Raw genomic sequence first — 22,530 nt, forward strand, 5'->3', positions numbered from 1 at the left:
CTCCGGGTCAGTACGTGTAGAAGTAGATCTCGATGTCGGCGTGCCCCGGGGAGGCGCCGCCTTTCCAGAAGTCGCGGGTGGTGGCGGCACGGAACATGTCCGGACGGGCCTTCTCCAGCAGGGCGTTGACCTCGTGGGCGTAGCGGCCTCCGGCGCCCGGGTCGGTGTGGCGTCCGAAGGTCAGCACGAAGGCGGCCTGCCGGCCCCGGTAGCGGGCGGTCGCAGCGCGCAGTGCCCGCACGATGCCCTCGTCGTCGCCTTCGGCGGCGTCGACGGCCACCTTCACCGGTGTGCGGACCACCGCCCGCGGGCCGGTGTGCCGGGGCTTCTTCCCGGCGGCCGGGGCCGAGGACGAGGAGGCGGGGCGCTTCTCGGCTGCCTGCGGGTCGCCCTGGTCGCCCATGGCCACCAGGGCGAGGACGAGCAGCATGTCCGCGAACAGCCAGCCCGCCATGTGCAGGGGCTGGAACCTTCCGCCGCGCTTCACCGGGCTCATCGGGCCTCGGTCAGGGGAGGCGCGGGAGGCAGCGGCGGGGGCTGACGACGGGGGTCGGGCAGCGCGGCGCCGGGGTGGCCCGGGTCATCGGAGGGGGGCCCGAATCGGTCGGCGGGAGCGTCTGCCTGCTCGACGGGCGACCCGAACCGGTCCGGGGGAGCGTGGCCCCCGTCGGCGGAGGGAGCGTGGCCCGCGTCGGCGGAGGAGGCGTGGCCCGGGCCGGGGGACCGGACATGCCCGTGGGTGTGGCCACCCGCCGACCAGGCCCCCGCCTGCTGCGCCGTCTGTCCCGCCTGGCCGGCGTGGCCTGTCCGGCCCGCCCGATCCGCGTGGCCTGCCTGGCCCCCCTGACCCGGAGGGCCGAAGTACGTGGGGCCGCCCGCCCTCAACTCGGCCACCAGTTGGGCGAACTCGTCGGCCACCGCCCGCAACGCACCGCTCTGGGCGTTCAGTTCACGCACCGCGTGCTGGGACTCCTCGACCGCGCGGGCGGTGTCCTCGGCCACCGCGCCGAACCGGCCCAGGAGTTGGGCCGAGATGTCCGACGTCACCTCGATACCGGTGGCGTAGGCCCGCTGGGACGCGGCCAGCACGGTGACGGACTCCTCGACGCGGTCGCCGGCGCCGTGCACGGCGAGCCGCACCTCACCGCTCGCCTCGCGCACGTCGTCGAGCGCCTTGCCGATCCGCACCCCGCCGTCGCTGACGGCGGCCTCGACACGCCCCACCGCGATCTCCAGGGGCTTGACGGAGGTGTCGACCCCGGACAGCGTGCGTTCCGCGTCCCGCACCGCCTCGCCGACCGTCGCGGCCGCCGCCGTCAGCTCCTTCTGGACCCGGACCGCCTTGTCGCCGAGCCGCCTGAGCGTCGCGGCGGACTCGGTGAGCTCGGCGGCGAAGCGCTGCGGGGAACTCGACCGCTGCCCGTTCAGCACGAGCTGGGCGCGGGTCAGCGCGGGGACGAGAGCCGCCAGCAGTTCCTCGCGCCCGCGCTCGGCGTCCTCCTCCCGGCGGCCGACGGCGGACTTCCGCAGGCCGTGCACGAGCACCAGCGCGAAGAGCAGCGCGATGGCGACGGTGGCGCTCATCGCCACATGGCCGAACGTGAAGGCGCCGGTGAGGTGCCCCTCGAACCCGGACTGCCAGAGCTGGAGGAAGGGCCGGGAGGCGGCCCTCGGATCCGCGCCCGTCAGCGCTCCGTACGCGCTCGACGCCCGGGTCAGGCCGTACCAGGTGAGCATCAGCGGTACGAAGACCAGCGCGCCCAGCACTCCTTCGGCATACGACCAGAGCGCGTGTTCCGCGACCCGGCCGCCGGGTGCCCGGAGGCTCTCGGGGCGGGCGTAGGCGGCGAGGAGATCGAGTTCGGACCAGGGGTCCAGTTCGGTGGCGTTCTGGTTCCGGAGTGCCGCGGCGAGCGCGGTCAGTTCTTCCTTCCGGGTTCCGAGCGCCGGACGCTTCGCGATTTCCTCGATGCTCTGCGCGATCACATGACGGTCCATCAGGGCGCCTGACGGCATGCCCACCCCCACAACACGACGGACGCGGGGGCGCGTCGACGGCGACCCTGGATCCCCACCCGTGTCACATGCCGCCGTGTCCCCCGCCGGTTCACACGCACCAGACGCGCGGCCGAGGGCACAGAGAGTACTCCAGCGGGCACGCTCCGCGCATAAACTCCCGACACCCGCCACTCTCCCCGACGGCGGCGCGAGGGGGACAAGTTGAGCAACGACGAACGCCGACGGGCGACCATCCGCCTGAGACCGGCGCCCGGCGTCGGGCCCGGGACCGACGCGCGGCGCGCGGCCCCGACGGCACGTGAGGTGCCGCGGTCTCCCGCCCCGCGGGCCGAGACGATGCTGACCAGGTCGGCGCCGAGCGCCCGCATCACGGGGCGGGGCGTCCTTCAGGTGAACCTCAACCGGCCGCCGGGGACCGGGGCCGACCTCGACCTCGGCTGCATGGCCGCGTTCACGGACGGCACGTGCGCGGCCGTACAGCCGCTGGGGAACACCTTCGGCTCACTGTCGCGGTGGCCGTACATGGAACTCGACCAGGACGACCGTACGGGGGCGTCCGCGGACGGGGAGACGGTCCGGGTGGACCTGGAGCGGCGCGAGCTGTTCCGGCGGCTGCTCTTCCACGTGTACGTGTACAGCGGCGCCGTGGATTTCCGGAGCCTGGGCGCCACGGCCACCGTGACCGCCCCGTCCGGCGGTTTCCGCATCGCGCTCGACGACTCCCCCGAGGGCGCGACGGGCTGTGCCATCGCCCTGGCCGCGCCCGCGGAGGGCGGCCTCACGGTCAGCCGCGAGGTCCGCTGGTTCACCGGCACGCCGCGGCACTCGGTCCAGGAGCAGATGGACAGCGCCTACGGGTTCGGTCTCGCGTGGGTCCGGATGCGAAAGGACTGACCGGATGCGACGGGACCGACCGGATGCGCGGGACTGACCGGATGCGAAAGGACTGATCACCGACGAAGAGGTGAGAGGCGCATCGGGGCGCCTCTCACCTCTGCCGCCGTCCCCTGCCGGTCGATTCCCGGCAGGCGGCGTACTACGGCAGGTTCCTCGCCATGACGATGCGCTGGACCTGGTTCGTGCCCTCGTAGATCTGCGTGATCTTCGCGTCGCGCATCATGCGCTCGACCGGGTAGTCGCGGGTGTAGCCGTAGCCGCCGAGGAGCTGGACGGCGTCGGTGGTGACCTCCATGGCGACGTCCGAGGCGAAGCACTTGGCGGCGGCGCCCTGGAAGGTGAGGTCCTTGTCGCCGCGCTCCGACTTGGCGGCGGCCGCGTACGTGAGCTGGCGGGCGGCCTCGATCTTCATGGCCATGTCGGCGAGCATGAACTGGATGCCCTGGAAGTCGGCGATCGGCTTGCCGAACTGCTTGCGCTCCTTGACATAGCCCTTGGCGTAGTCGAGAGCGCCCTGGGCGACACCGAGGGCCTGGGCCGCGATGGTGATGCGGGTGTGGTCCAGGGTCTTCATGGCGGTCGCGAAGCCGGTGCCCTCCTCGCCGATCATGCGGTCGGCGGGGATGCGGACGTTGTCGAGGTAGACCTCGCGGGTCGGGCTGCCCTTGATGCCGAGCTTCCGCTCGGGGGCCCCGAAGGAGACGCCCTCGTCGGACTTCTCGACGACGAAGGCGCTGATGCCCTTGGAGCGCTTCGTCGGGTCGGTCACCGCCATGACCGTGTAGTACTCGGAGACGCCGGCGTTCGTGATCCAGCGCTTCACGCCGTTCAGGACCCAGAAGTCGCCGTCGCGGACGGCCCGCGTCTTCATGCCGGCCGCGTCCGAACCGGCGTCCGGCTCGGAGAGGCAGTACGAGAACATGCCGTCGCCCTTGGCGAGCGGGCTCAGGTACTTCTTCTTCAGGTCCTCGGAGCCGGAGAGGATCACCGGCAGCGAGCCCAGCTTGTTCACCGCGGGGATCAGGGAGGAGGACACGCAGACGCGGGCCACCTCCTCGATCACGATGACCGTCGCGAGGGCGTCGGCACCGGCGCCGCCGAACTCCTCGGGGACGTGCACGGCGTGCAGGTCGTTCGCGACCAGGGCGTCCAGCGCCTCCTGCGGGAAGCGGGCTTCCTCGTCCACCGCGGCGGCGTACGGCGCGATTTTCGCCTCGGCCAGCGAGCGGATCGCGTCCCGGAGCATGTCGTGCTCCTCAGACGGGCGGTACAGGTCGAAATCAGCCGATCCGGCCAAGGTCTCTCACGCTCCAAAAGGTGCTGTGCTGGCGGCGCTAACTACCGTTAAGTAACACAAATTTTAGGCCCCCGCCCGCGGGACGGATACGTGAGGTTGGCGACAGGGGGAAAACTGCCCGTGAAAGCGCTCCCCGAAGCCCCGACTATGCTCAGGCGCGCACCTACGCGCCGCACACCTCAGGAGCACCCATGGCCCTCAAGATCACCGTGATCGGCACCGGCTACCTCGGCGCCACCCACGCCGCGGCCATGGCCGAGCTCGGCTTCGAGGTCCTCGGACTCGACGTCGTGCCGGAGAAGATCGAGATGCTCCAGCGGGGCGAGGTCCCGATGTTCGAGCCCGGTCTCGAGGAGCTGCTGCGCAAGCACGTGGCCGGGATCGAGGGCTCCACGGGCCGGCTCCGCTTCACCATGGACTGGGCCGAGGTCGGCGCCTTCGGCGACGTCCACTTCGTCTGCGTGAACACACCGCAGAAGCACGGCGAGTACGCCTGCGACATGTCGTACGTCGACGCGGCCTTCGAGGCGCTGGCGCCGCACCTGCACGGTCCCGCCCTCGTCGTCGGCAAGTCCACCGTGCCGGTCGGCTCGGCGGAGCGGCTGGCCGCCCGGCTCGCGGAGCTGGCGCCCGCGGGCGAGGACGCCGAGCTGGCCTGGAACCCGGAGTTCCTGCGTGAGGGCTTCGCCGTGAACGACACCCTGCATCCCGACCGGATCGTGGTGGGCGTGCGCGGCGAGCGCTCCGAGAAGCTGCTGCGCGAGGTCTACGTGACGCCGGTCGCCGAGGGCACCCCGTTCGTCGTGACCGACTTCCCCACCGCCGAGCTGGTGAAGACGTCCGCGAACTCCTTCCTCGCCACCAAGATCTCCTTCATCAACGCGATGGCCGAGGTCTGCGAGGCCGCCGGCGGCGATGTCGCCAAGCTGGCCGAGGCCATAGGCCATGACGAGCGGATCGGGAAGAAGTTCCTGCGGGCCGGCATCGGCTTCGGCGGCGGCTGTCTGCCCAAGGACATTCGCGCCTTCATGGCACGCGCCGGTGAGCTGGGCGCCGACCAGGCGCTGACCTTCCTGCGCGAGATCGACTCCATCAACATGCGGCGCCGTGGACAGATGGTGGAAATGGCCCGTGACGCGCTCGGCGGCGGTTCGTTCCTCGGCAAGCGGGTCGCCGTGCTCGGCGCGACGTTCAAGCCGGACTCGGACGACGTGCGCGACTCCCCGGCCCTGAACGTGGCCGGGCAGATCCACCTCCAGGGCGGCCAGGTCACCGTGTACGACCCGAAGGGCATGGAGAACGCCAAGCGGCTGTTCCCGACGCTCGGGTACGCCGGTTCCGCCGTGGACGCCGTACGGGGTGCCGATGTCGTCCTGCACCTGACGGAGTGGCGCGAGTTCCGCGAGCTGGACCCGGCGGTGCTGGGCGAGGTGGCGACGTCCCGGGTGCTCCTTGACGGGCGGAACGCGCTGGACCCGGAGGCGTGGCGCCGGGCCGGCTGGACGTACCGGGCGATGGGCCGCCCGACGGCCTGAACCCTCGACGACTGAACACCGCCGCCGGCCGGGGCCTGTGCTCCGGCTCCGGACGGCAGGGCCCGGTTCCGGTCCCGAGGCGGGTGCCGATCTCGGCGCCCGCCTTCTGCGTTCGGCTTCTGCGTTCGGCTTCGGCTTCGGCGTTCGGCGTTCGGCTTCGGCGTTCGGCTTCGGCGTTCGGCTTCGGCTTCGGCTTCGGCTTCGGCTTCGGCTTCGGCTTCGGGCGGAGCGTCGGTGGGCGCGTCGGGCAGGGCGTCGGCGGGTGCGGTGAGCAGGGCGTCGGCCGAGGGCTTGACGGTGGACGACGGTCCGGCCGAGGCTCAGTCGGCCGGACCGTCGCCGGTTGCATTCTGCACCACTTCGCTGTGCCGTGACCGGAGACCGCCGGACCACGTCCGGCTCCCGGCCCCGCCGCCCGCAGGATTTACCGTGGCCGGAGGCTGCTCGGCGCGGTGGCGGCGCGTCGTGGCCCGGCCCCGCCGCCTTGCCCGCCGTCGGGCCGAATCGCATGCGGGAGCATGGGGTAGGCGTTACCGCTTGAAGGTGTTCGCAGGTGACCCGCCGGTGTTGCCGGAGATCCCACGGAGGAAGTCATGGCTCTCGCCGAACTGGACGTCGTCGTCCTGGACTGTCCCGACCCGCGCGCGCTCGCCGAGTTCTACGCGGGGGTGCTGGGCGGCACCATCACGGAGGAGACCGACTGGATCGACCTGGAGGTGCCCGGCGGCCGGAAGCTGGCGTTCCAGGCCGCGCCCGGGTACGTACCGCCGCGCTGGCCGTCGCCCGACGGCTCGCAGCAGTTGCACCTGGACCTGAAGGTCGAGGACCTGGACGTGGCGGAGAAGGGCGTGCTGGCGCTCGGCGCGACACCGCTGGACACCGAGGACAGGTCGCGTTCGTTCCGGGTGTACGCCGACCCGGCCGGACACCCGTTCTGCCTCTGCGCCTGCTGAACGGACCCGGCGGCGGTCAGCCGTCCAGGTCGGCGATCCTCGCGGAGGACGGCGGCCTGCGGTGCTGCGCGGCGCGGGCGGTGAAGTCCGCGCCGCGCAGCACGCGCTGGACATTGCCCCAGGTGAGCAGGGCGAGGTCGGAGGCGGACCAGCCCCGGGTGATGAGCTCCGCGACCAGATGCGGATAGCAGGAGGCGTCGGCGAGGTCCTGCGGGTGGGCGGTCCCGGAGTCGTACGTGCCCGAGAGGCCGACGCATTCCGCTCCGGCGAGCGCGCGGACGTGGTCGAGGTGGTCGGCGACGTCCCGGACGGACGGGCCCGTCTGTTCGGCGGTGAGCGGCACCATGCACAGGCCCTTGGCGAAGCCGATCTCGACCAGGACCTCGTCGGGCAGGTTCGACGGGTGGGGGCGCAGGGCGCGGGCGGCCGAGCGGGTGAACAGGACCGGGGCCTTGGAGGCGGCGAGAGCGCGGCCGACCGTGGCGTCCGAGGCGCCCGAGAGGTCGGCGAGGACGCCGAGCCGGTTCATCTCGCGCAGCACCTCCTCGCCGAACCGGGTCAGACCCGTCTCACCCGCCCACGCGGCGCCGGTGAGAGTGAGCACGCGCAGGCCGAGCGTGTGCAGGGCACGCAGGATGCCGAGCGAGTCGCCGAGCGCGGCGGCTCCGGCCGGACCGAGGACGACGGCGACGCGGCCGCGGCTGCGGGCGTCGGCGACCTCGCCCGCCCCGCACGCGAGCCGCAGGCCCTCGGGGTGGGCGTGGATCACGGTCTTCACCAGGTCGACCTGCTCCAGGGTGGCGCCGACGGCCCGGTCCCCGGCGAGGCCCCTGGGCAGGTGCAGCGACCAGAACAGGGCGCCCACGTGCCCTTCGCGCAGTCGCGGCAGGTCCGTGTCCACGGCGCTCTCGCCGAGCTCCAGATCGAACCAGGGCAGATGGCGCAGGGCCCAGGGGAGCCCGCTGTAGCCGTCGGCGACGGGGGTGCCGGCCAGGAACGTACGGGCCCGTGCCAGCGGGTCGGAGCCGTCGGCGGCCGCCGGGGCACGGTCAGGGACGCCGGAGCCGGCCGCGAGGCCCGCGGTGCCGCCGAGGAGGGTTCCGGAGGGCAGTGCCTCGGTGTCGGGCCAGGCAGCGGGCGGGTCGAGCTCTCCCACCTCGGCGGTGGTGTGCAGTTCGTCCTGCAGGTCTGCCATGACGGGCTCCGGGATGTGGGCAGCGGTGATCACCAGCGGTGTCACCGCCACCGTGGCACGGGGCCCGGCGCGCTTCCTGGTGGGTGCGGCGTTCGGGGTAGCGCGCCTCTTCCGCCGTCCAGGCGGCCGCCCGGCACCCCGCCGGACGCACACGGAAGCCGCCCCGCACCCCTGCCCGACACAGACGGAAACCGCCCCGCACCCCTGCCAGGGGTACACGGAAGGCGCCCGGGCGGGGAGCCCGGGCGCCTTCGTGGGCCCCGGAGTCCGGGGCCGGGTGACTCGATGAGCCGTCAGCCGATCAGTCCTCAGCCGTCCAACTGCTCCAGCGTCGCGTTCGACGGCGCCCGGCGGGACTGGAGGTCGCGGGCGACGTCCTCCGCCGCGCCCAGCACGCGCACGGCGTTCTGCCAGGTCAGCTTGGCCACGTCCGTGGAGGACCAGCCGCGGTCGAGGAGCTCGGCGATCAGGTTCGGATAGCCCGAGACGTCGTCCAGTCCGGCCGGGGTGAACGCCGTGCCGTCGTAGTCGCCGCCGATGCCGAGGTGGTCGATGCCGGCGACCTCGCGCATGTGGTCGAGGTGGTCGGCGACCGTCGAGACGGTGGCGATCGGGCGCGGGTTGTCCTCCTCGAAGGCGCGGTGCACCTTCATGGCCTCGGCGGTGGTGTCGAGGTGGTGGAAGCCGTTCGCGCGCATGTTGTCGTCGGCCGCGGCCGTCCAGTCGACCGCCGCCTGGAGGACGAACTTCGGCACGAACGTCACCATCGCCACTCCCCCGTTGGCGGGCAGCCGCTCCAGCACGTCGTCCGGGATGTTGCGCGGGTGGTCGCACACGGCGCGGGCCGAGGAGTGCGAGAAGATCACCGGCGCGACGGAGGTGTCGAGCGCGTCGCGCATGGTCGTCGCGGCGACGTGCGAGAGGTCCACGAGCATGCCCTCGCGGTTCATCTCCCGGACGACCTCACGGCCGAACGCGGACAGGCCGCCCACGACGGGAGAGTCGGTCGCCGAGTCCGCCCAGGCGATGTTGTCGTTGTGGGTGAGGGTCATGTAGCGGACGCCGAGCGCGAACAGCCCGCGCAGGGCGGCGAGGGAGTTGTCGATCGAGTGACCGCCCTCCGCGCCCATGAGCGAGGCGATGCGGCCCTCGGCGCGGGCCGCCTCCATGTCCGCGGCCGTCAGCGCGGCCCGCAGGTCGGCGGGATACCGGTCGATCAACTGCCGTACGCAGTCGATCTGTTCCAGTGTCGCGGTGAGGGCGCCGGGCAGGTCCGAGCGGACGTACACCGACCAGTACTGCGCGCCGACGCCGCCCGCGCGCAGCCGGGCCAGGTCCGTGTGCAGATGGGCGCTCTGGTCGGTGGCGATGTCACGGGCGCCGAGGTCGTAGCGGACCTGCTCCCGCAGCGCGTAGGGCAGGTCGTTGTGTCCGTCGACGACCGGGAACTCGTCGAGCAGGGCGCGGGCGCGGTCGATCGAGGGCAGGGAGGACGAGGACATCCGCGTCACTTCCCGAAGCCGAAGCCGCCGGTGGCGCCCTCGACCTTGGCGCGCAGCCGCTTGCCCTTCTCGGTGGCCTGGTCGTTCAGCTCCTGCTGGAACTCCCGCATCCGGCCGAGGAGTTCCTCGTCGTGGGCGGCGAGCATCCGGGCGGCCAGGAGACCCGCGTTGCGGGCGCCGCCGACGGAGACGGTCGCCACCGGCACGCCGGCCGGCATCTGCACGATGGAGAGCAGCGAGTCCATGCCGTCGAGGTACTTGAGCGGGACGGGCACCCCGATGACGGGCAGCGGGGTGACCGACGCCAGCATCCCCGGCAGGTGGGCGGCGCCGCCGGCGCCCGCGATGATCGCCTTGAGCCCGCGCTCCGCGGCCTGCTCGCCGTACGCGATCATCTCGTGCGGCATGCGGTGCGCGGAGACGACATCCACCTCGTAGGGGATCTCGAACTCGTCCAGCGCCTGGGCGGCGGCCTCCATGACCGGCCAGTCGGAGTCCGAACCCATGACGATGCCTACAACTGGACTCATCTCGATCTCCTTGCGTGCCTCTTCGGCCTCGGCCGAGAGGTTTGGGTGGGTGTCCCGCTCGCAGGCGGAAGCAGCTCATCTGGTTTGCCGCGCATCAAGATTCCCAGACTGCCAGACAGGCTCACATCGGAGGCCCTAACGTGTGAGACGTGGCGACCAAGTGCGTGAAGCGGGCATTCAAGTACCGCTTCTATCCGACCGAGGAGCAAACAGCCGAGCTGTCGCGCACCTTCGGCTGCGTGCGCAAGGTCTACAACATGGCGCTCGATGCGCGATCGCGGGCATGGACGCTGGAGCACCGCCGGGTCTCCTACGTGGAGACGTCCGCCATGCTCACCGAGTGGAAGAAGACCGAAGAGCATGGTTTTCTGACAGAGGTCTCTTCTGTGCCACTGCAGCAGTCGTTGCGACATCTGCAGAGCGCCTATGCCGCCTTCTTCGACAAACGAGCCCGGCACCCGCGCTTCAAGTCGAAGAAAAGATCGAAGGACTCCGCCGAGTACACGCGCTCCGCGTTCCGCTTCCGTGCCGGAGAGATCCTCTTGGCGAAGATGCGCGATCCGTTGGCTGTGGTGTGGTCGCGCCCCCTCCCTCAAGGCGCCGAGCCGTCCACGGTCACTGTCACCAGAGACAAGGCGGGCCGCTGGTTCGTCTCCCTCCTCGTCGAAACCGCCGTCCCGGCTGCTCCCGCCTCGGACAGGGCGGTGGGCCTCGACGCGGGTCTCACCAGTCTGCTCACCCTGTCCACCGGCGAAAAGATCACCAATCCGAAGTTCGAGAGGAAGGACAGGGCTCGGCTCGGCTCGGCCCAGCGGGAACTCTCCCGCAAGGCTCAGGGGTCGAAGAACCGGGAGAAGGCACGCCTGAAAGTGGCGCGCATTCACGCGCGGATCGCCGACCGACGCCGGGACTTCCTGCACAAACTGACCACTCGGCTCGTTCGTGAGAACCAAACGATCGTGATCGAGGATCTGAATGTCCGCACCCTGCTCGGCAACCACACACTCGCGCGTGCGATTTCCGATGCCTCGTGGACGGAACTGCGCTCCCAGCTCGAGTACAAGTGCACGTGGTACGGGCGCGAAATCATCGCGATCGACCGCTTCTTCCCTTCGAGCAAGACTTGCTCCGGCTGCGGCCGGATCCGCGACGAACTGCCCTTGAATGTCCGGCAGTGGACGTGCGAGGGATGTGGCACCCGGCACGAACGGGATCACAACGCCGCCAAGACCATTCTGGCCGCCGGGCTGGCGGTGTCGGCCTGTGGAGCCGGTGTAAGACCCCAACGGAGCACCTCCGGGCGGGCAGTCGGCGACGAAGCAGGAAGCGCCGTGGTGCGAACCGTGGCTGCCCCCTCCCCGCGGGGAGGGGACGAGGTCAATCGGTGATCGTGCCTCTCAGGTAGCCGGCTGCGTGCCGGGCGCGATCGAGGACGTCGTCCAGGTCGTCGCCGTAGGTGTTGACGTGGCCGACCTTACGGCCGGGCTTCACATCCTTGCCGTACATGTGGATCTTGAGCTGCGGGTCGCGGGCCATGCAGTGCAGGTACGCGGAGTACATGTCGGGGTAGTCGCCGCCTAGGACGTTCGCCATGACCGTCCACGGGGCGCGCGGGCGCGGGTCGCCGAGCGGGAGGTCGAGGACCGCGCGGACGTGGTTGGCGAACTGGGAGGTGACCGCGCCGTCCTGGGTCCAGTGGCCCGAGTTGTGCGGGCGCATGGCCAGTTCGTTGACGAGGATGCGTCCGTCGCGGGTCTCGAAGAGCTCGACGGCCAGGTGGCCGACGACACCGAGTTCCTTGGCGATGCGCAGCGCCAGTTCCTGCGCCTCCAGGGCCAGCTCCTCGGCGATGCCGGGCGCCGGGGCGATCACGGTGTCGCAGACGCCGCCGACCTGCTGGGACTCGACGACGGGGTACGCGACGGCCTGGCCGTGCGGGGAGCGGACGACGTTGGCGGCGAGCTCCCGCGCGAAGTCGACCTTCTCCTCGGCGAGGACGGGGACGCCGGCGCGGAACGGGTCGGCGGCCTCCTCCAGGGAGCGGACGAACCAGACGCCCTTGCCGTCGTAGCCGCCGCGGACGGTCTTGAGGATGACCGGGAAACCGTCGCCCTCCTCCCCCTCGGCGAGGCCTTCCGCCGCGAACGCGGCCACGTCCGCGACGTCGGTCACGATGCGGTGCCGGGGGCACGGCACACCGATCTCGTCGAGCTTCGCGCGCATGACGCCCTTGTCCTGGGCGTGCACGAGCGCGTCGGGGCCGGGCCGGACGGGGATGCCGTCCGCCTCCAGGGCCCGCAGGTGCTCGGTCGGGACGTGCTCGTGATCGAAGGTGATCACGTCACAGCCCCGCGCGAAGTCACGCAGCGTGTCGAGGTCGCGGTAGTCGCCGACGACGACATCGCCGACGACCTGCGCCGCGGAATCCTGTGGAGTGTCACTGAGGAGCTTGAACTTGATGCCGAGCGGGATGCCCGCCTCGTGTGTCATACGAGCGAGCTGGCCACCGCCGACCATGCCGACTACCGGGAACGTCACGCTCCAAGAGTATCGGCCGCGCCGGAGTGGCCGATTTCCGCGGCGATTCGCCCGATTTTCCCTTTCGCTGACCGCCTCTTTTCTTACCTGTGAGGACATGCACAGGCACCGTGCGGGAGCGCTGGTTAGCATGGGCTGGTTGGCGTATTCCATCGCGCGTCCACCGGCGCGCACACGATCAAGACCCACCGACGGGGGCTGGCAAGACCATGGGCAGTGCTACACCGGGGCCTCATACCGGGCCTCGCAGCGCGGTTCGGCGCCGCTTCGACCTGCTCTTCCGTGAGGTCGCCAAGTTCGGCGCGGTGGGCGGTGCGGGGCTGCTCGTCAACCTGCTCGTGTTCAACCTGGTGCGCCACCTCACGGACCTCCAGGTGGTGCGGGCCAGTGTCATCGCCACGGTGGTGTCCATCGTCTTCAACTACGTCGGGTTCCGCTACTTCACCTACCGGGACCGCGACAAGGGCGGGCGCACGAAGGAACTGACGCTGTTCCTCCTGTTCAGCGCGGTGGGCCTGGTCATCGAGAACGGCGTCCTGTACGTGGCGACGTACGGCTTCGGCTGGGACAGCCCGCTGCAGAGCAACATCTTCAAGTTCCTCGGCATCGGGATCGCGACGCTCTTCCGCTTCTGGTCCTACCGCACCTGGGTGTTCCGGGCGCTTCCGGCCCGGGAGGCGGTGGCCAGTGCCGAATCGTTCCTGGACGAGGAGCCCGAGACCGGGACGCGCCGTCCGCGGGCCCGCGTGAACTGACCGCGCGTTCCCCCTGCCCGATCGTGCGTTCCTTCCGCCCGACCGTGCGTTCCTTCCGCCCGACCGCACGTTCCCTCCGCCCGATCCCGGGTTCCCCTACCTGACCGTGCGCCCCTCGTCGTCCTCGGCGAGCCGGGGCGGGCGCTTGTGCGGGGTACGGGACAGGAACAGGCCGAAGACCGGCGGCTGGGCCTGGAGCATCTCCAGACGGCCGCCGTCCGCCTCCGCGAGGTCGCGGGCGACGGCGAGACCGATGCCGGTGGAGTTGCGGCCGCTGATGGTGCGCTCGAAGATGCGGGCGCCGAGGTCCGTGGGAACGCCGGGACCCTCGTCGGTGACCTCGATGACGGCCTGGTTGCCGATCACGCGGGTGCGCAGCGCGACGGTGCCGCCGCCGTGCATGAGGGAGTTCTCGATCAGGGCCGCGAGGACCTGGGCGACCGCGCCCGGGGTTCCCACCGCCTGGAGATGACGCTTGCCGGAGCTGACGATCGCGCGGCCGGCGCTGCGGTAGGCCGGGCGCCATTCCTCCAGCTGCTGCTTGATGACTTCGTCGAGGTCGAAGGAGACGGCGGAGCCGGTACGCGGGTCGCGGGCGTTGGTGAGCAGCCGCTCGACGACGTCCGTGAGGCGCTCCACCTGCGTCAGCGCGATGGTCGCCTCCTCCTTCACCGTGTCGGGGTCGTCGGTGAGGGTGATCTCCTCCAGGCGCATGGAGAGGGCCGTCAGCGGTGTCCGCAGTTGGTGGGAGGCGTCGGCGGCGAGGCGGCGCTCGGCGGTGAGCATGCGGCCGATGCGCTCGGCGCTGCCGTCCAGCACGTCGGCGACCCGGTCGAGCTCGGGGACGCCGTAGCGCTTGTGCCGCGGGCGGGGGTCCCCCGAGCCCAGCCGTTCCGCCGTCTCGGCGAGGTCGGTGAGCGGGGAGGCGAGGCGGTTGGCCTGGCGTACGGCGAGCAGGACGGCGGCGATGATCGCGAGGAGGGCGACGGCTCCGATGACCAGGAGCGTGCGGCCGACCTCCTTGGTCACCGAGGAGCGGGGCTCCTGGACGGTGACGGTCTCCCCCGACTCGCCTCTGGCGGTGTACTGGATGACGTCGCCGGTGGGCTGGTTGCCGACCTCGATGGGGTCGCGGCCCGGAATCCTGATCACGGCGTAGCGCCGGTCGGTGACCTGGTTCCTGAACGTGTCGCCGGTGATGTTCTCGTCGCCGACGATGCGGCTGTCCACGATGCTGGCCAGGCGCAGCGCCTCGGAGTCCACGCGCTCCTGGGCGCTGTTGCTGATCGTGCGGGTCTCGACGATGACGAGCGAGACGCCGAAGACGGCGATCACCACGAGGACGACGGCGAGGGTGGACTGGATCAGACGGCGACGCACGGGGCCCTCCGGGCAGATGGCTGTACCGGGACCAGTGTGCACGCTCGCCGCTCCGGCCCGAGCCGGTCACCGGTCCGGGCACGCGGGTTTTCCGCACCGGCAGGACCGGCCAGGCCCAGGGCCTCCCCCGGCGGCGGGACGTCCCCCGAACCGCGGCGGCCCCGGGGAACCGGACGCATCGAGACGACACCCGCCCCGGGAGACAGGCACCCGGAACCCCGGGGACCCGGGACATCCGTCGTCGGGACCCCGGCGGGAGCCTCAGCTCTTCTCGAACCGGAAGCCGACCCCTCGTACCGTCGCGATGTAGCGAGGGTTCGCGGCGTCGTCGCCGAGCTTCTTGCGCAGCCAGGAGATGTGCATGTCGAGCGTCTTGGTGGAGGACCACCACGTGGTGTCCCAGACCTCGCGCATGAGCTGGTCGCGGGTGACGACGCGGCCCGCGTCCCGCACCAGGACCCGCAGGAGGTCGAACTCCTTGGCCGTGAGCTGGAGTTCCTCGTCGCCCATCCAGGCGCGGTGCGACTCGACGTCGATGCGCACGCCGTGGGTGGCGGGCGGCTGCTGGGGCTCGGCGGCGCCGCGCCGGAGCAGCGCCCGTACCCGGGCGAGCAGTTCCGCGAGCCGGAACGGCTTGGTGACGTAGTCGTCGGCGCCCGCGTCGAGGCCGACGACGGTGTCCACCTCGTCGGCGCGCGCGGTGAGGATGAGGATGGGCACGGTGTGGCCCTCGGCGCGGAGCCGGCGGGCGACTTCCAGGCCGTCCATGCCGGGCAGTCCGAGGTCCAGGACCACCAGGTCGACACCGCCCTGCATGCCGGCGTCGAGCGCGGTGGGGCCGTCCTCGCGGACTTCGACCTCGTAACCTTCCCGGCGCAGGGCACGGGCCAGCGGCTCCGAGATGGACGCGTCGTCCTCGGCGAGCAGTACACGGGTCATGGGGTGATGGTAGTCCGCCGTGCAGCGCGTCAGGGCAGTGATCCGCCCGTGGGATTCACACCCTCCGTCCGGGTGTTTCTTACCTGCGGGTGTGCGATGCGATCCTTACTGACACCTTCGAAAGATCGCTTGCGGTTCCATGATTGCCTGTGATCCATATCTCAAGTCCTTCCATATGGGGCATTGCGATGTCGTATGGTGACCAGACGCCTGTTGCACCACATCGGGACCTTTGGCTCGAACTTGATGCTGAAGGTCTCTTCTGTGTGCGGGCTGGTGTCAGCCAGCCTCGAAGGAAAGACCTGTGGCCGGGCCCGGACACGCTGACGCGTGACGGGCGTGGATCCCGGTGGTCGCCGTCCGCCGCTCCGGCAATACCGGAGCGGACTCCCCATGGGCGTGGGGAGGGACGCCGGACCCCGCCGGTGCCGGCCGCCCCCCATGGGCGCGCAATTCCCCCGAGCTCTCGCTGTCGGCGTGAGTGAGGGGACCCCCCAACAGCGCGTCCCGACCAGCAAGGATCGACCATGGCGTCCAGCCTGACGAAGGACTCGGTGACCCCGGGAATCCCTGGCTCCGAGAAGACCTTCTTCGGCCACCCCCGCGGACTGGCCACTCTCTTCATGACCGAGATGTGGGAGCGTTTCTCCTACTACGGGATGAAGGCACTGCTCCCGCTGTACCTGGTGGCACCGGGCGGTCTGCACCTCAGCGCGGCCACCGCGACCGCGATCTACTCGGTATACCTCTCCCTCGTGTACCTGCTCGCCCTGCCCGGCGGCTGGTTCGCGGACCGTGTCCTCGGCCCCCGCAAGACGGTCGCCGTCGCGGGTCTGATCATCATGCTGGGCCACCTCACGCTGGCTCTGCCCTCCTCCGGCACCTTCTACGCGGGCCTCGGCCTCGTGGCGATCGGTTCCGGTCTGCTGAAGGCCAACATCTCCACGATGGTGGGCCACCTCTACGACGGCCCGGACGACGCGCGCCGTGACGGTGGCTTCACGCTGTTCTACGTCGGCATCAACGTCGGTGCCTTCGCCGCCCCGCTGATCATCGGCACCGTCGGCGAGAACGTGAACTGGCACCTGGGCTTCGCCCTCGCCGCGCTCGGCATGGCGCTGGGTCTCATCCAGTACCTGCTCGGCGGCCGTCACCTCAGCGCCCGCTCGCACGAGGTCCCCACGCCTCTGACGGCCGAGGAGAAGTCCTCCACCCTGCGCAAGTCCGCGCTGTGGGCCGCTGTCGCCGTCGTCTTCTACGCGATCGTCGGCTTCTCGGGCCACTACACGCTGAACTGGCTGCTGGTCCCGATCACGATCGCCGGTCTGCTCATCCCCGTCATGGTCATCGGGCGCATCAAGCGGGACAAGTCCCTGGACCGCGCCGACCAGTCGAAGATGTCCGCGTACATCTGGTTCTTCGTCGCCGCGGCCGTGTTCTGGATGATCTACGACCAGGGCGGCTCGACGATGTCGATCTTCGCCGACGAGTCGGCCAAGAACACCATCTTCGGCTGGGAGTTCCCGGTCTCCTGGTACCAGTCGGTCAACCCGGTCATGATCATGGCGCTGGCGCCGGTCTTCGCCTGGGCGTGGCTGTGGCTGAACAAGCGCGGCAAGGAGCCGAGCACGGCGACGAAGTTCGCCTCGGGTCTGATCCTGATCGGCGCGTCGTTCTTCCTCTTCCTGGCCCCGCTGATGATCGCCGAGGGCGGTCACAAGGCGGCCGCGATGTGGCTGGTGGCGATCTACTTCGTGCAGACCGTCGGTGAGCTCCTGCTCTCCCCGGTCGGCCTCTCCGTGACCACGAAGATGGCTCCGGCGAAGTACGCCTCCCAGATGATGGGTGTCTGGTTCCTGGCGGTCACCGCCGGCGACGCCACGACCGGTCTGCTCTCCATCGCCGAGGTCGACCTCAACAAGACGGGCATCGTCGCTCTGGAGGCCACGCTCGCCGTGATCGCCGGTGTCGCGGTGTGGATGTACCGCAAGAAGGTCAAGGCGCTCATGGGCGACGTCCACTGACGTCGGTTCCCCAGCACGGCGAAGGGCCGCCGCACCGTTCGGTGCGGCGGCCCTTCGCCGTTCCCGCGGCCATCCGGCGACCGTTGCCGCGGCCGTTCCCGCGGTCGGCCGGTGGCCGGGGCGGGGACCGGGTCGACGGCCACCGGGATCAGCGCGTGCCGGTCACCGTGTCCGGCGGCGGCCCGGCATGAAGGTGAAGACCGCGCCGCCCAGCAGGACGACCGTGCCCGCCACCAGTCCGAGCGCCTGGAGGGCGCTGTGGCTGTCGGAGCCCGTCTCCGCCAGGCCGCCGCTGGAGGACGTACCCGCGGAACCGGAGCCGGACGAGGTGGAGCCGCCGCCCGAGGCGCCGCTCGCCTGCTCCGAGGTGTCCAGGGTCAGCGAGACCTCGGACCTGGTCGGCGTGCAGGTCGTCGTCGTGCCCAGGGCCATCACCGTCAGCACGCCCGGGGAGAGGGTCGAACTCCCGGTCGCGCCCGGCTTGTAGGTGCCCGTCAGATCGGGGATCGCGATCGGGTCGCCGGACTTGATGGGCGCGGAGTTCGTCGGACCCTCCACATGCACCGTGCCCTTGTCGGCGCCGCCCAGGACCACCTCCATCGACGGCTTCACGGAGTCCGCGGGGATGTCCGCCGGGCTGTCCATCACCGACGCCTTGAACTGCACGGTGAGGCCGAAGCTCCCGCCGTTCTTCTTCGCGTTGATCTGGACGGCCGAGGTGGCGTTCTTGTCTCCGATGGGCGTCTTGCACGCGTAGGGCACGGAGACCTCCTTGCCCGTGAAGTCGGTCTGCCCGCCGGACCCGCCGGTGTCACCGCCCCCGTCGGTCCCGCTGCCGCTCGGCGACGGGGTGACCGAACCGCTCGGGGTCGGGGTCGAGGTGGGAGTCTGCGACGGAGTCGGGGTCGGCGTGCCGCCCGGACCGCCACCGCTCGTCACCTTGATGGTCGCCGAGGGGTTCACCGCCTCCTTGGGCGTGCACTTGGTGTCGGTGGAGATCGGCTTGCTGACGTTGATGTTGTACGCGTTCGGGGTGAGCGTGACGTCGCCCGCCGTCGTCAGCTTCAGCCTGCCCGTCATGTCGGACAGCTTCATGGCGCTGTTCTTGGGGATGGCGGGGTTCTCGCGCGGTCCCTCCATCGCGATGTCCGCCGTCTGCGCGCCGCCCGCCTTCAGCGTCCCGGTGGGCTTGACGGTGTTCGCGTCGAGGTCGAGGACGTCGGGGTTCTTCGAGGCGGCCTGGGTGAACTTCCAGGTGATGGTGACCTCGTCGCCCACCTTCGCCTCGGCGGGCGCGGTGATCTCCACCTTCGTGGTGCCCTGCACCGCGGGCAGCCCGGAGATCGCGGGCGGAATGCACTCCGTGCTGTACGAGACCTCGGCGGCCTGCGCGGGGGCGGCGGCCACTCCCAGCAGGATGCCCGCACCGCCGAGCATCAGCGCGACCCCGGCCGCGCCCGCTCTGCGGCCTCCGGCCCGTACCACTCTCCGTTGCGTGCTCACGTATGCCCCTTTCTCGTCTGCGTCGTCGGACCGTTCTCGTGCGGTGCGGAGAGCTGACCGTTCGCCCCGGTCCCCGGATCCGTCTCCGGGGTGAACCAGGGCAGGGCCGGAACAGGGGAGGCGGAGTCGTCCGCCGGTGTCCGGGGGGCGGGGTTCGCCCAGGGCAGGCGCAGGGTGAGCTCGCCCGGCCGCAGCCCCCGGTGCCGTCCCGCCCGCCCGGTCGACCTGCGGGGGCGCACCCGGTCCACCACGGCCATGCCGACGCGGAACACGGCGGCCGGGACGACCACGCAGAGCAGGATCCAGAAGACGGTGACTCCCCAGGGGCGGCCCACGCCCCACGGCTGCTCGGCGAGGACCTTCCCGCCGTACTTCAGCGAGATCGTGTAGTCGCCGTGCGCCCCGGCCGACAGTTCGACCGGGAGTCTGATCTGCGCCTTGCGGCCGGGCGCGATGCTGCCGCGCCACTGCTGTTCCTCCCACTGCGGGGCGAACACCCCGTGGGAGGTGCCGACCTGGAAGACCGGGTTCTTCACGGGGCCGGTGCCGACGTTGCCGACGGTGAGGACGAGGGTGCGCGAGGGCGGTGACCCGAACCAGGTCAGCAGACCACTGGACCCGTCGAGCCGGGGGTCGGTCAGCACCGATATCCGGCCGCCGCTCTCTTCCTTCGGCAGCGGCTCGACCGCGTGGCCGGCCACCATGAAGACGGCGTCGGCCTCGGCCTTCTCCCCGGTGACGGTGGCGACATGCACCACGCAGGGGCAGGGCTCGGGCGGCTCGGCGACCGGCAGTTTCCTGCTGAAGCCACCCTTGGCGTCGGTGGTGACGGCCCGTCCGTCGGCGTTGGCGCAGGAGTTGGTGCCGCCGATCACCCCGCGCGAGGGCACGGACTGCCCGCAGACCAGCATCATCAGCAGCGTCCCGGGCCGCCATCCGCTGCCGGTCACGGTGATCGAACCACCGGTTCCCGCCTCGGACTTGGACAGCGTGACGGCCGGCTTCCCGGCGGCGGCCACCGATCCCGCCGAGCCCACCACCGCCGACGGAACCAGGAGAAGTGCCAGCACCGCCCCCAGCGCCGCCGCCCGTATCTTGCCGTCCAGGACGCTCACGACACCGCTCCCGTCAACTCGACTTCCGTGCCGCTCTGTTCACCGGTCCGGCCGTCCCGGACCCGGCGCCCGCGACGCCCCGGCCCCGACACCCCGGCCCGCCTCCGGTGCCGTACGACGGACAAGGCGGCCGCCGTCGCCACCAGCGCCCCCGACACCGCGGCCACCACGCTCCACGGCACCGGCCGGACCTTCGCGGTCCCGGTCGCGCGCACCCCGTCCGCCGCCGTCACCGTCAGCCGCACCGTCGCCGTGTCGAACGCCGACGGGCCGGTCCACGGCTCGTGGAGCGTGACGCGGCGGCCGGGCAGGAGCTCGACGGGCAGCGCGCGGGGGCCGCGGTCGAGCAGGGTGCCGAAGACGCCGCCGGCGTGCACGGCGAGCCGCGGAGCGAGAACCGTGGTGCCGCGGTTGACCAGTTCGTACGAGATCCCGCCGCCGCCCACCCTGACGTGCTCCACGGTCAGCGCCGACAACGCCGGTCCCGGCACCCGGAGCTGGACCCGGACCGCCGAGGTGCGGCCGCCGCCGCTCGCGACGATCGCGCCGGGATGGTCGCCGGGCGCCGCCGCGGCCGGGACGCCGATGGTGAACGGCACGTCGGCGCGGGTGTGCGCCGGCACCCGTATGGACAGCTCCCGCACCGCGGTCCTGCGGCCGTCCACGTGTCCGGCGAAGGCGATCCACGCACCCGTGTCCGCCGCCCGTTCGCGCACCGTGAAGGCGCCGTCGGCGGTGTTGTCCGCGTCGGCGCCGCGCAGCCGGAGCGTGACGGGCCGCGTACCGGGGTTGAGCACGGACACCGCGTCCTGGAGGACCGTGCCGGGCGCGCCCTCCGCGTAGACGGAGGGCCGTCCGTCGGCCGTGCCGCCCGCGGCCGGCACGACGGACCAGCCCTCGGCGGCCAGGGCCGTCGGTGCCGCGCTCAGCAGCACCAGGGTCAGGCCCAGCGCGCGGGCGGCGGGGAGTGCGTACGGCATGCGGCGGCTCCAGGTCGCGGTGCGGGAAGGTCAGCGGCGTACCGCCTGATGCCTGCGCGTCAGCCACAGCACGCCTGCCGCGCCGGCGAGCAGGACCGTGCCGCCGAGGGTGCCGAGAGCGACCACGGAGTCCTCGGGGCCGGTCTGCGGGAGGGAGTCGCCGGAGCCGGTACCGCCCTGGCTCCCGCTGGATCCGGAGCCGGAGGAGCTCGAACCCGACGAACCCGAACCGCCTGTCGCCGTGACGTCGAGGGTCAGCGAGGGCCCCGGGCTGTTCGAGGGCGTGCACGTGGTCGTGGTGCCGAGGGCCTTGATGGTGAGGACGCCCGCGGTGAAGGTGACCTTGCCGGACTTCTTCGGCGTGTAGGTTCCGCTCAAGTCGCTGATCTTGATGGGGGTGTTGGCGGGGATGGCGGCCGCGTTGGCCGGTCCGCTGACCGCCACCGTGCCGCTGTCCGCGCCGCCCACCTTGATGACGGCGCTCGGCGACATCGCGCCCTTGCCGAGCTCGACGGGGCTGGAGGAGACGCCCTTCTGCCAGGACATGGTGAGCTTGTAGGCGCTGCCGCTCTTGACGCCCTTGATGTCGATGGGGGAGACGGCGCTCTTGTCGCCGATCGGCGTCTTGCACTGGTAGTTGACGTCCACCACGTCGGCCTGGGCGGCGGGGGCGGCCGTCAGCACCGCCGAGCCGGCCAGGGCCGCGGCGAACGCGAGCGCGGCGGTTCGCTTCTGGTACGTCCGGTACGTCACGGGCTCGCCCTCATTCCTGACGGTACATCAGATCGGCCGTCAAGGTACGCCCGGTGACTTGTGGAGGGAAGACAAAGTGCGCGCCGGATCCGTGAGGATCCGACGCGCGTCGGGTGGCGTACGAGGAAGGGTTCGAACCACCCGGAACGGTGGCCGGACCGACGGGCCGGGGCCGGGCGAACAGGCCGGGGCCGGACCGACGGGCCGGGCGGACGGGAAGTGGCCGGGCAGACGGGAAAGCCGGGCAGACCCCGGGCCGCCTCCGTGAAGTCCCGCCCGTCCGCCCGGCGGGCGGACGACGCGACCTCGCGGACGGACCCTAAAGCGCGTTGCACAATGCCGTGATCTTGCAGGTCAGGGCTCGGCTACGGCTGTTCTGGTCACGCGGCCATGGCGAGGTTGTGCATGTGGGCGACGGCCTGGACCGCGTGGTGGAGGCCGTCGCCGTGTTGCCGGCAGTCGCGGAGGATCTTGTAGTTCTTCAGCCGGCCGATCGCGTGCTCGACCCGCGCACGGACACGGCGATGCTCCTTGTTGTCGGCTTCCTCGCCGGCCAGCAGTGGCCGGCCGGGCCGTTTGCGGTGCGGGACGACCAGGCCGGTGTTGATGTAGGCG

The 22,530-nt window shown here is 71.4% G+C and carries 19 protein-coding genes and 1 pseudogene; 6 read left to right on the forward strand and 14 right to left on the reverse strand.

Features of this window, described 5'->3' with window-relative positions:
• Positions 1-7 precede the first annotated feature (7 nt).
• Both ACIQ7M_RS39720 and ACIQ7M_RS39725 read right to left on the reverse strand, forming a co-directional pair.
• Positions 8-496, reverse strand: coding sequence for a hypothetical protein (locus tag ACIQ7M_RS39720; protein WP_355767522.1), 489 nt, complete (start codon positions 494-496; stop codon positions 8-10).
• Complete coding sequence (locus ACIQ7M_RS39725; protein ID WP_403653680.1) at positions 493-2,016, reverse strand: methyl-accepting chemotaxis protein; 1,524 nt, start codon at positions 2,014-2,016, stop codon at positions 493-495. Before ACIQ7M_RS39725 ends, ACIQ7M_RS39720 begins: the two co-directional genes overlap by 4 nt.
• Before the next feature lie 204 nt (positions 2,017-2,220).
• Here ACIQ7M_RS39725 and ACIQ7M_RS39730 point away from each other — a divergent pair, with 204 nt between their 5' ends.
• The gene (locus tag ACIQ7M_RS39730) at positions 2,221-2,913 is read left to right on the forward strand and encodes a tellurium resistance protein (RefSeq protein ID WP_403653683.1); all 693 of its coding nucleotides are present in this window, start codon (positions 2,221-2,223) and stop codon (positions 2,911-2,913) included.
• 142 nt (positions 2,914-3,055) lie between these two features.
• Here the strand turns inward: ACIQ7M_RS39730 and ACIQ7M_RS39735 are convergent, their stop codons facing one another.
• Positions 3,056-4,213, reverse strand: coding sequence for an acyl-CoA dehydrogenase (locus ACIQ7M_RS39735; protein WP_386983773.1), 1,158 nt, complete (start codon positions 4,211-4,213; stop codon positions 3,056-3,058).
• A 191-nt stretch (positions 4,214-4,404) separates the two neighbouring features.
• Here ACIQ7M_RS39735 and ACIQ7M_RS39740 point away from each other — a divergent pair, with 191 nt between their 5' ends.
• Positions 4,405-5,748 (forward strand): UDP-glucose dehydrogenase family protein, encoded by a 1,344-nt coding sequence (locus tag ACIQ7M_RS39740; RefSeq protein WP_386983775.1) that lies wholly within the window; start codon positions 4,405-4,407, stop codon positions 5,746-5,748.
• 593 nt (positions 5,749-6,341) lie between these two features.
• Positions 6,342-6,701 carry a VOC family protein gene (locus tag ACIQ7M_RS39745; RefSeq protein ID WP_355767537.1) on the forward strand — a complete coding sequence of 120 codons (360 nt, stop codon included), beginning with the start codon at positions 6,342-6,344 and terminating at the stop codon, positions 6,699-6,701.
• A gap of 16 nt (positions 6,702-6,717) precedes the next feature.
• On the opposite strand, the gene ACIQ7M_RS39750 is transcribed toward ACIQ7M_RS39745, so the two are convergent.
• The 3 genes from ACIQ7M_RS39750 to purE all read right to left on the reverse strand — a co-directional run bounded on the left by ACIQ7M_RS39750 (position 6,718) and on the right by purE (position 9,928).
• Positions 6,718-7,896: a dipeptidase gene (locus ACIQ7M_RS39750; protein WP_403653687.1), complete on the reverse strand. Its 1,179-nt coding sequence runs from the start codon at positions 7,894-7,896 to the stop codon at positions 6,718-6,720.
• A gap of 308 nt (positions 7,897-8,204) precedes the next feature.
• Positions 8,205-9,398, reverse strand: a complete 1,194-nt coding sequence (locus ACIQ7M_RS39755) for a dipeptidase (protein WP_403653690.1) — start codon at positions 9,396-9,398, stop codon at positions 8,205-8,207.
• A gap of 5 nt (positions 9,399-9,403) precedes the next feature.
• Positions 9,404-9,928 (reverse strand): 5-(carboxyamino)imidazole ribonucleotide mutase, encoded by a 525-nt coding sequence (purE, locus tag ACIQ7M_RS39760; RefSeq protein ID WP_339129744.1) that lies wholly within the window; start codon positions 9,926-9,928, stop codon positions 9,404-9,406.
• 149 nt (positions 9,929-10,077) lie between these two features.
• Between purE and ACIQ7M_RS39765 the strand changes: the two are divergent.
• A pseudogene (locus ACIQ7M_RS39765) lies at positions 10,078-11,254 on the forward strand (RNA-guided endonuclease InsQ/TnpB family protein); the annotation flags it as partial.
• A gap of 51 nt (positions 11,255-11,305) precedes the next feature.
• Here ACIQ7M_RS39765 and ACIQ7M_RS39770 read toward each other — a convergent pair.
• On the reverse strand, positions 11,306-12,466 hold the full coding sequence (locus ACIQ7M_RS39770; protein WP_403653695.1) for a 5-(carboxyamino)imidazole ribonucleotide synthase: 1,161 nt from the start codon (positions 12,464-12,466) through the stop codon (positions 11,306-11,308).
• A gap of 209 nt (positions 12,467-12,675) precedes the next feature.
• Here ACIQ7M_RS39770 and ACIQ7M_RS39775 point away from each other — a divergent pair, with 209 nt between their 5' ends.
• The gene (locus ACIQ7M_RS39775; protein ID WP_403653698.1) at positions 12,676-13,221 is read left to right on the forward strand and encodes a GtrA family protein; all 546 of its coding nucleotides are present in this window, start codon (positions 12,676-12,678) and stop codon (positions 13,219-13,221) included.
• Between the two features lie 96 nt (positions 13,222-13,317).
• Here the strand turns inward: ACIQ7M_RS39775 and ACIQ7M_RS39780 are convergent, their stop codons facing one another.
• The gene (locus ACIQ7M_RS39780) at positions 13,318-14,601 is read right to left on the reverse strand and encodes an ATP-binding protein (protein WP_386989387.1); all 1,284 of its coding nucleotides are present in this window, start codon (positions 14,599-14,601) and stop codon (positions 13,318-13,320) included.
• 261 nt (positions 14,602-14,862) lie between these two features.
• Positions 14,863-15,540 (reverse strand): response regulator transcription factor, encoded by a 678-nt coding sequence (locus ACIQ7M_RS39785; RefSeq protein WP_018566970.1) that lies wholly within the window; start codon positions 15,538-15,540, stop codon positions 14,863-14,865.
• A gap of 527 nt (positions 15,541-16,067) precedes the next feature.
• On the opposite strand from ACIQ7M_RS39785, the gene ACIQ7M_RS39790 reads away from it, so the two are divergent.
• Positions 16,068-17,564, forward strand: coding sequence for an oligopeptide:H+ symporter (locus ACIQ7M_RS39790; RefSeq protein WP_355774262.1), 1,497 nt, complete (start codon positions 16,068-16,070; stop codon positions 17,562-17,564).
• Between the two features lie 162 nt (positions 17,565-17,726).
• Here the strand turns inward: ACIQ7M_RS39790 and ACIQ7M_RS39795 are convergent, their stop codons facing one another.
• The 5 genes from ACIQ7M_RS39795 to ACIQ7M_RS39815 form a co-directional block, all read right to left on the reverse strand.
• Entirely contained in the window at positions 17,727-19,001 is a 1,275-nt protein-coding gene (locus ACIQ7M_RS39795; RefSeq protein WP_403653714.1) for a hypothetical protein, read from the reverse strand.
• Between the two features lie 62 nt (positions 19,002-19,063).
• On the reverse strand, positions 19,064-20,173 hold the full coding sequence (locus tag ACIQ7M_RS39800) for a hypothetical protein (RefSeq protein ID WP_403653717.1): 1,110 nt from the start codon (positions 20,171-20,173) through the stop codon (positions 19,064-19,066).
• A gap of 5 nt (positions 20,174-20,178) precedes the next feature.
• Entirely contained in the window at positions 20,179-21,162 is a 984-nt protein-coding gene (locus tag ACIQ7M_RS39805; RefSeq protein WP_403653703.1) for a hypothetical protein, read from the reverse strand.
• Between the two features lie 30 nt (positions 21,163-21,192).
• On the reverse strand, positions 21,193-21,915 hold the full coding sequence (locus ACIQ7M_RS39810) for an LPXTG cell wall anchor domain-containing protein (protein ID WP_403653705.1): 723 nt from the start codon (positions 21,913-21,915) through the stop codon (positions 21,193-21,195).
• Positions 21,916-22,295: 380 nt separating this feature from the next.
• Positions 22,296-22,530, reverse strand: a 235-nt coding sequence (locus tag ACIQ7M_RS39815) for a transposase family protein (RefSeq protein ID WP_403653708.1), incomplete at its 5' end; no start/stop codon positions are given.

Source organism: Streptomyces sp. NPDC096324 (assembly GCF_044763015.1).
Lineage (GTDB): Bacteria > Actinomycetota > Actinomycetes > Streptomycetales > Streptomycetaceae > Streptomyces.

Coding starts and splice junctions, on each gene's coding strand:
- ACIQ7M_RS39720 (WP_355767522.1), bottom strand. CDS start 496: ATGAGCCCGGTGAAGCGCGGCGGAAGGTTCCAGCCCCTGCACATGGCG.
- ACIQ7M_RS39725 (WP_403653680.1), bottom strand. CDS start 2,016: ATGCCGTCAGGCGCCCTGATGGACCGTCATGTGATCGCGCAGAGCATC.
- ACIQ7M_RS39740 (WP_386983775.1), top strand. CDS start 4,405: ATGGCCCTCAAGATCACCGTGATCGGCACCGGCTACCTCGGCGCCACC.
- ACIQ7M_RS39745 (WP_355767537.1), top strand. CDS start 6,342: ATGGCTCTCGCCGAACTGGACGTCGTCGTCCTGGACTGTCCCGACCCG.
- ACIQ7M_RS39750 (WP_403653687.1), bottom strand. CDS start 7,896: ATGGCAGACCTGCAGGACGAACTGCACACCACCGCCGAGGTGGGAGAG.
- ACIQ7M_RS39755 (WP_403653690.1), bottom strand. CDS start 9,398: ATGTCCTCGTCCTCCCTGCCCTCGATCGACCGCGCCCGCGCCCTGCTC.
- purE (WP_339129744.1), bottom strand. CDS start 9,928: ATGAGTCCAGTTGTAGGCATCGTCATGGGTTCGGACTCCGACTGGCCG.
- ACIQ7M_RS39775 (WP_403653698.1), top strand. CDS start 12,676: ATGGGCAGTGCTACACCGGGGCCTCATACCGGGCCTCGCAGCGCGGTT.
- ACIQ7M_RS39785 (WP_018566970.1), bottom strand. CDS start 15,540: ATGACCCGTGTACTGCTCGCCGAGGACGACGCGTCCATCTCGGAGCCG.
- ACIQ7M_RS39790 (WP_355774262.1), top strand. CDS start 16,068: ATGGCGTCCAGCCTGACGAAGGACTCGGTGACCCCGGGAATCCCTGGC.
- ACIQ7M_RS39795 (WP_403653714.1), bottom strand. CDS start 19,001: ATGCTCGGCGGTGCGGGCATCCTGCTGGGAGTGGCCGCCGCCCCCGCG.
- ACIQ7M_RS39805 (WP_403653703.1), bottom strand. CDS start 21,162: ATGCCGTACGCACTCCCCGCCGCCCGCGCGCTGGGCCTGACCCTGGTG.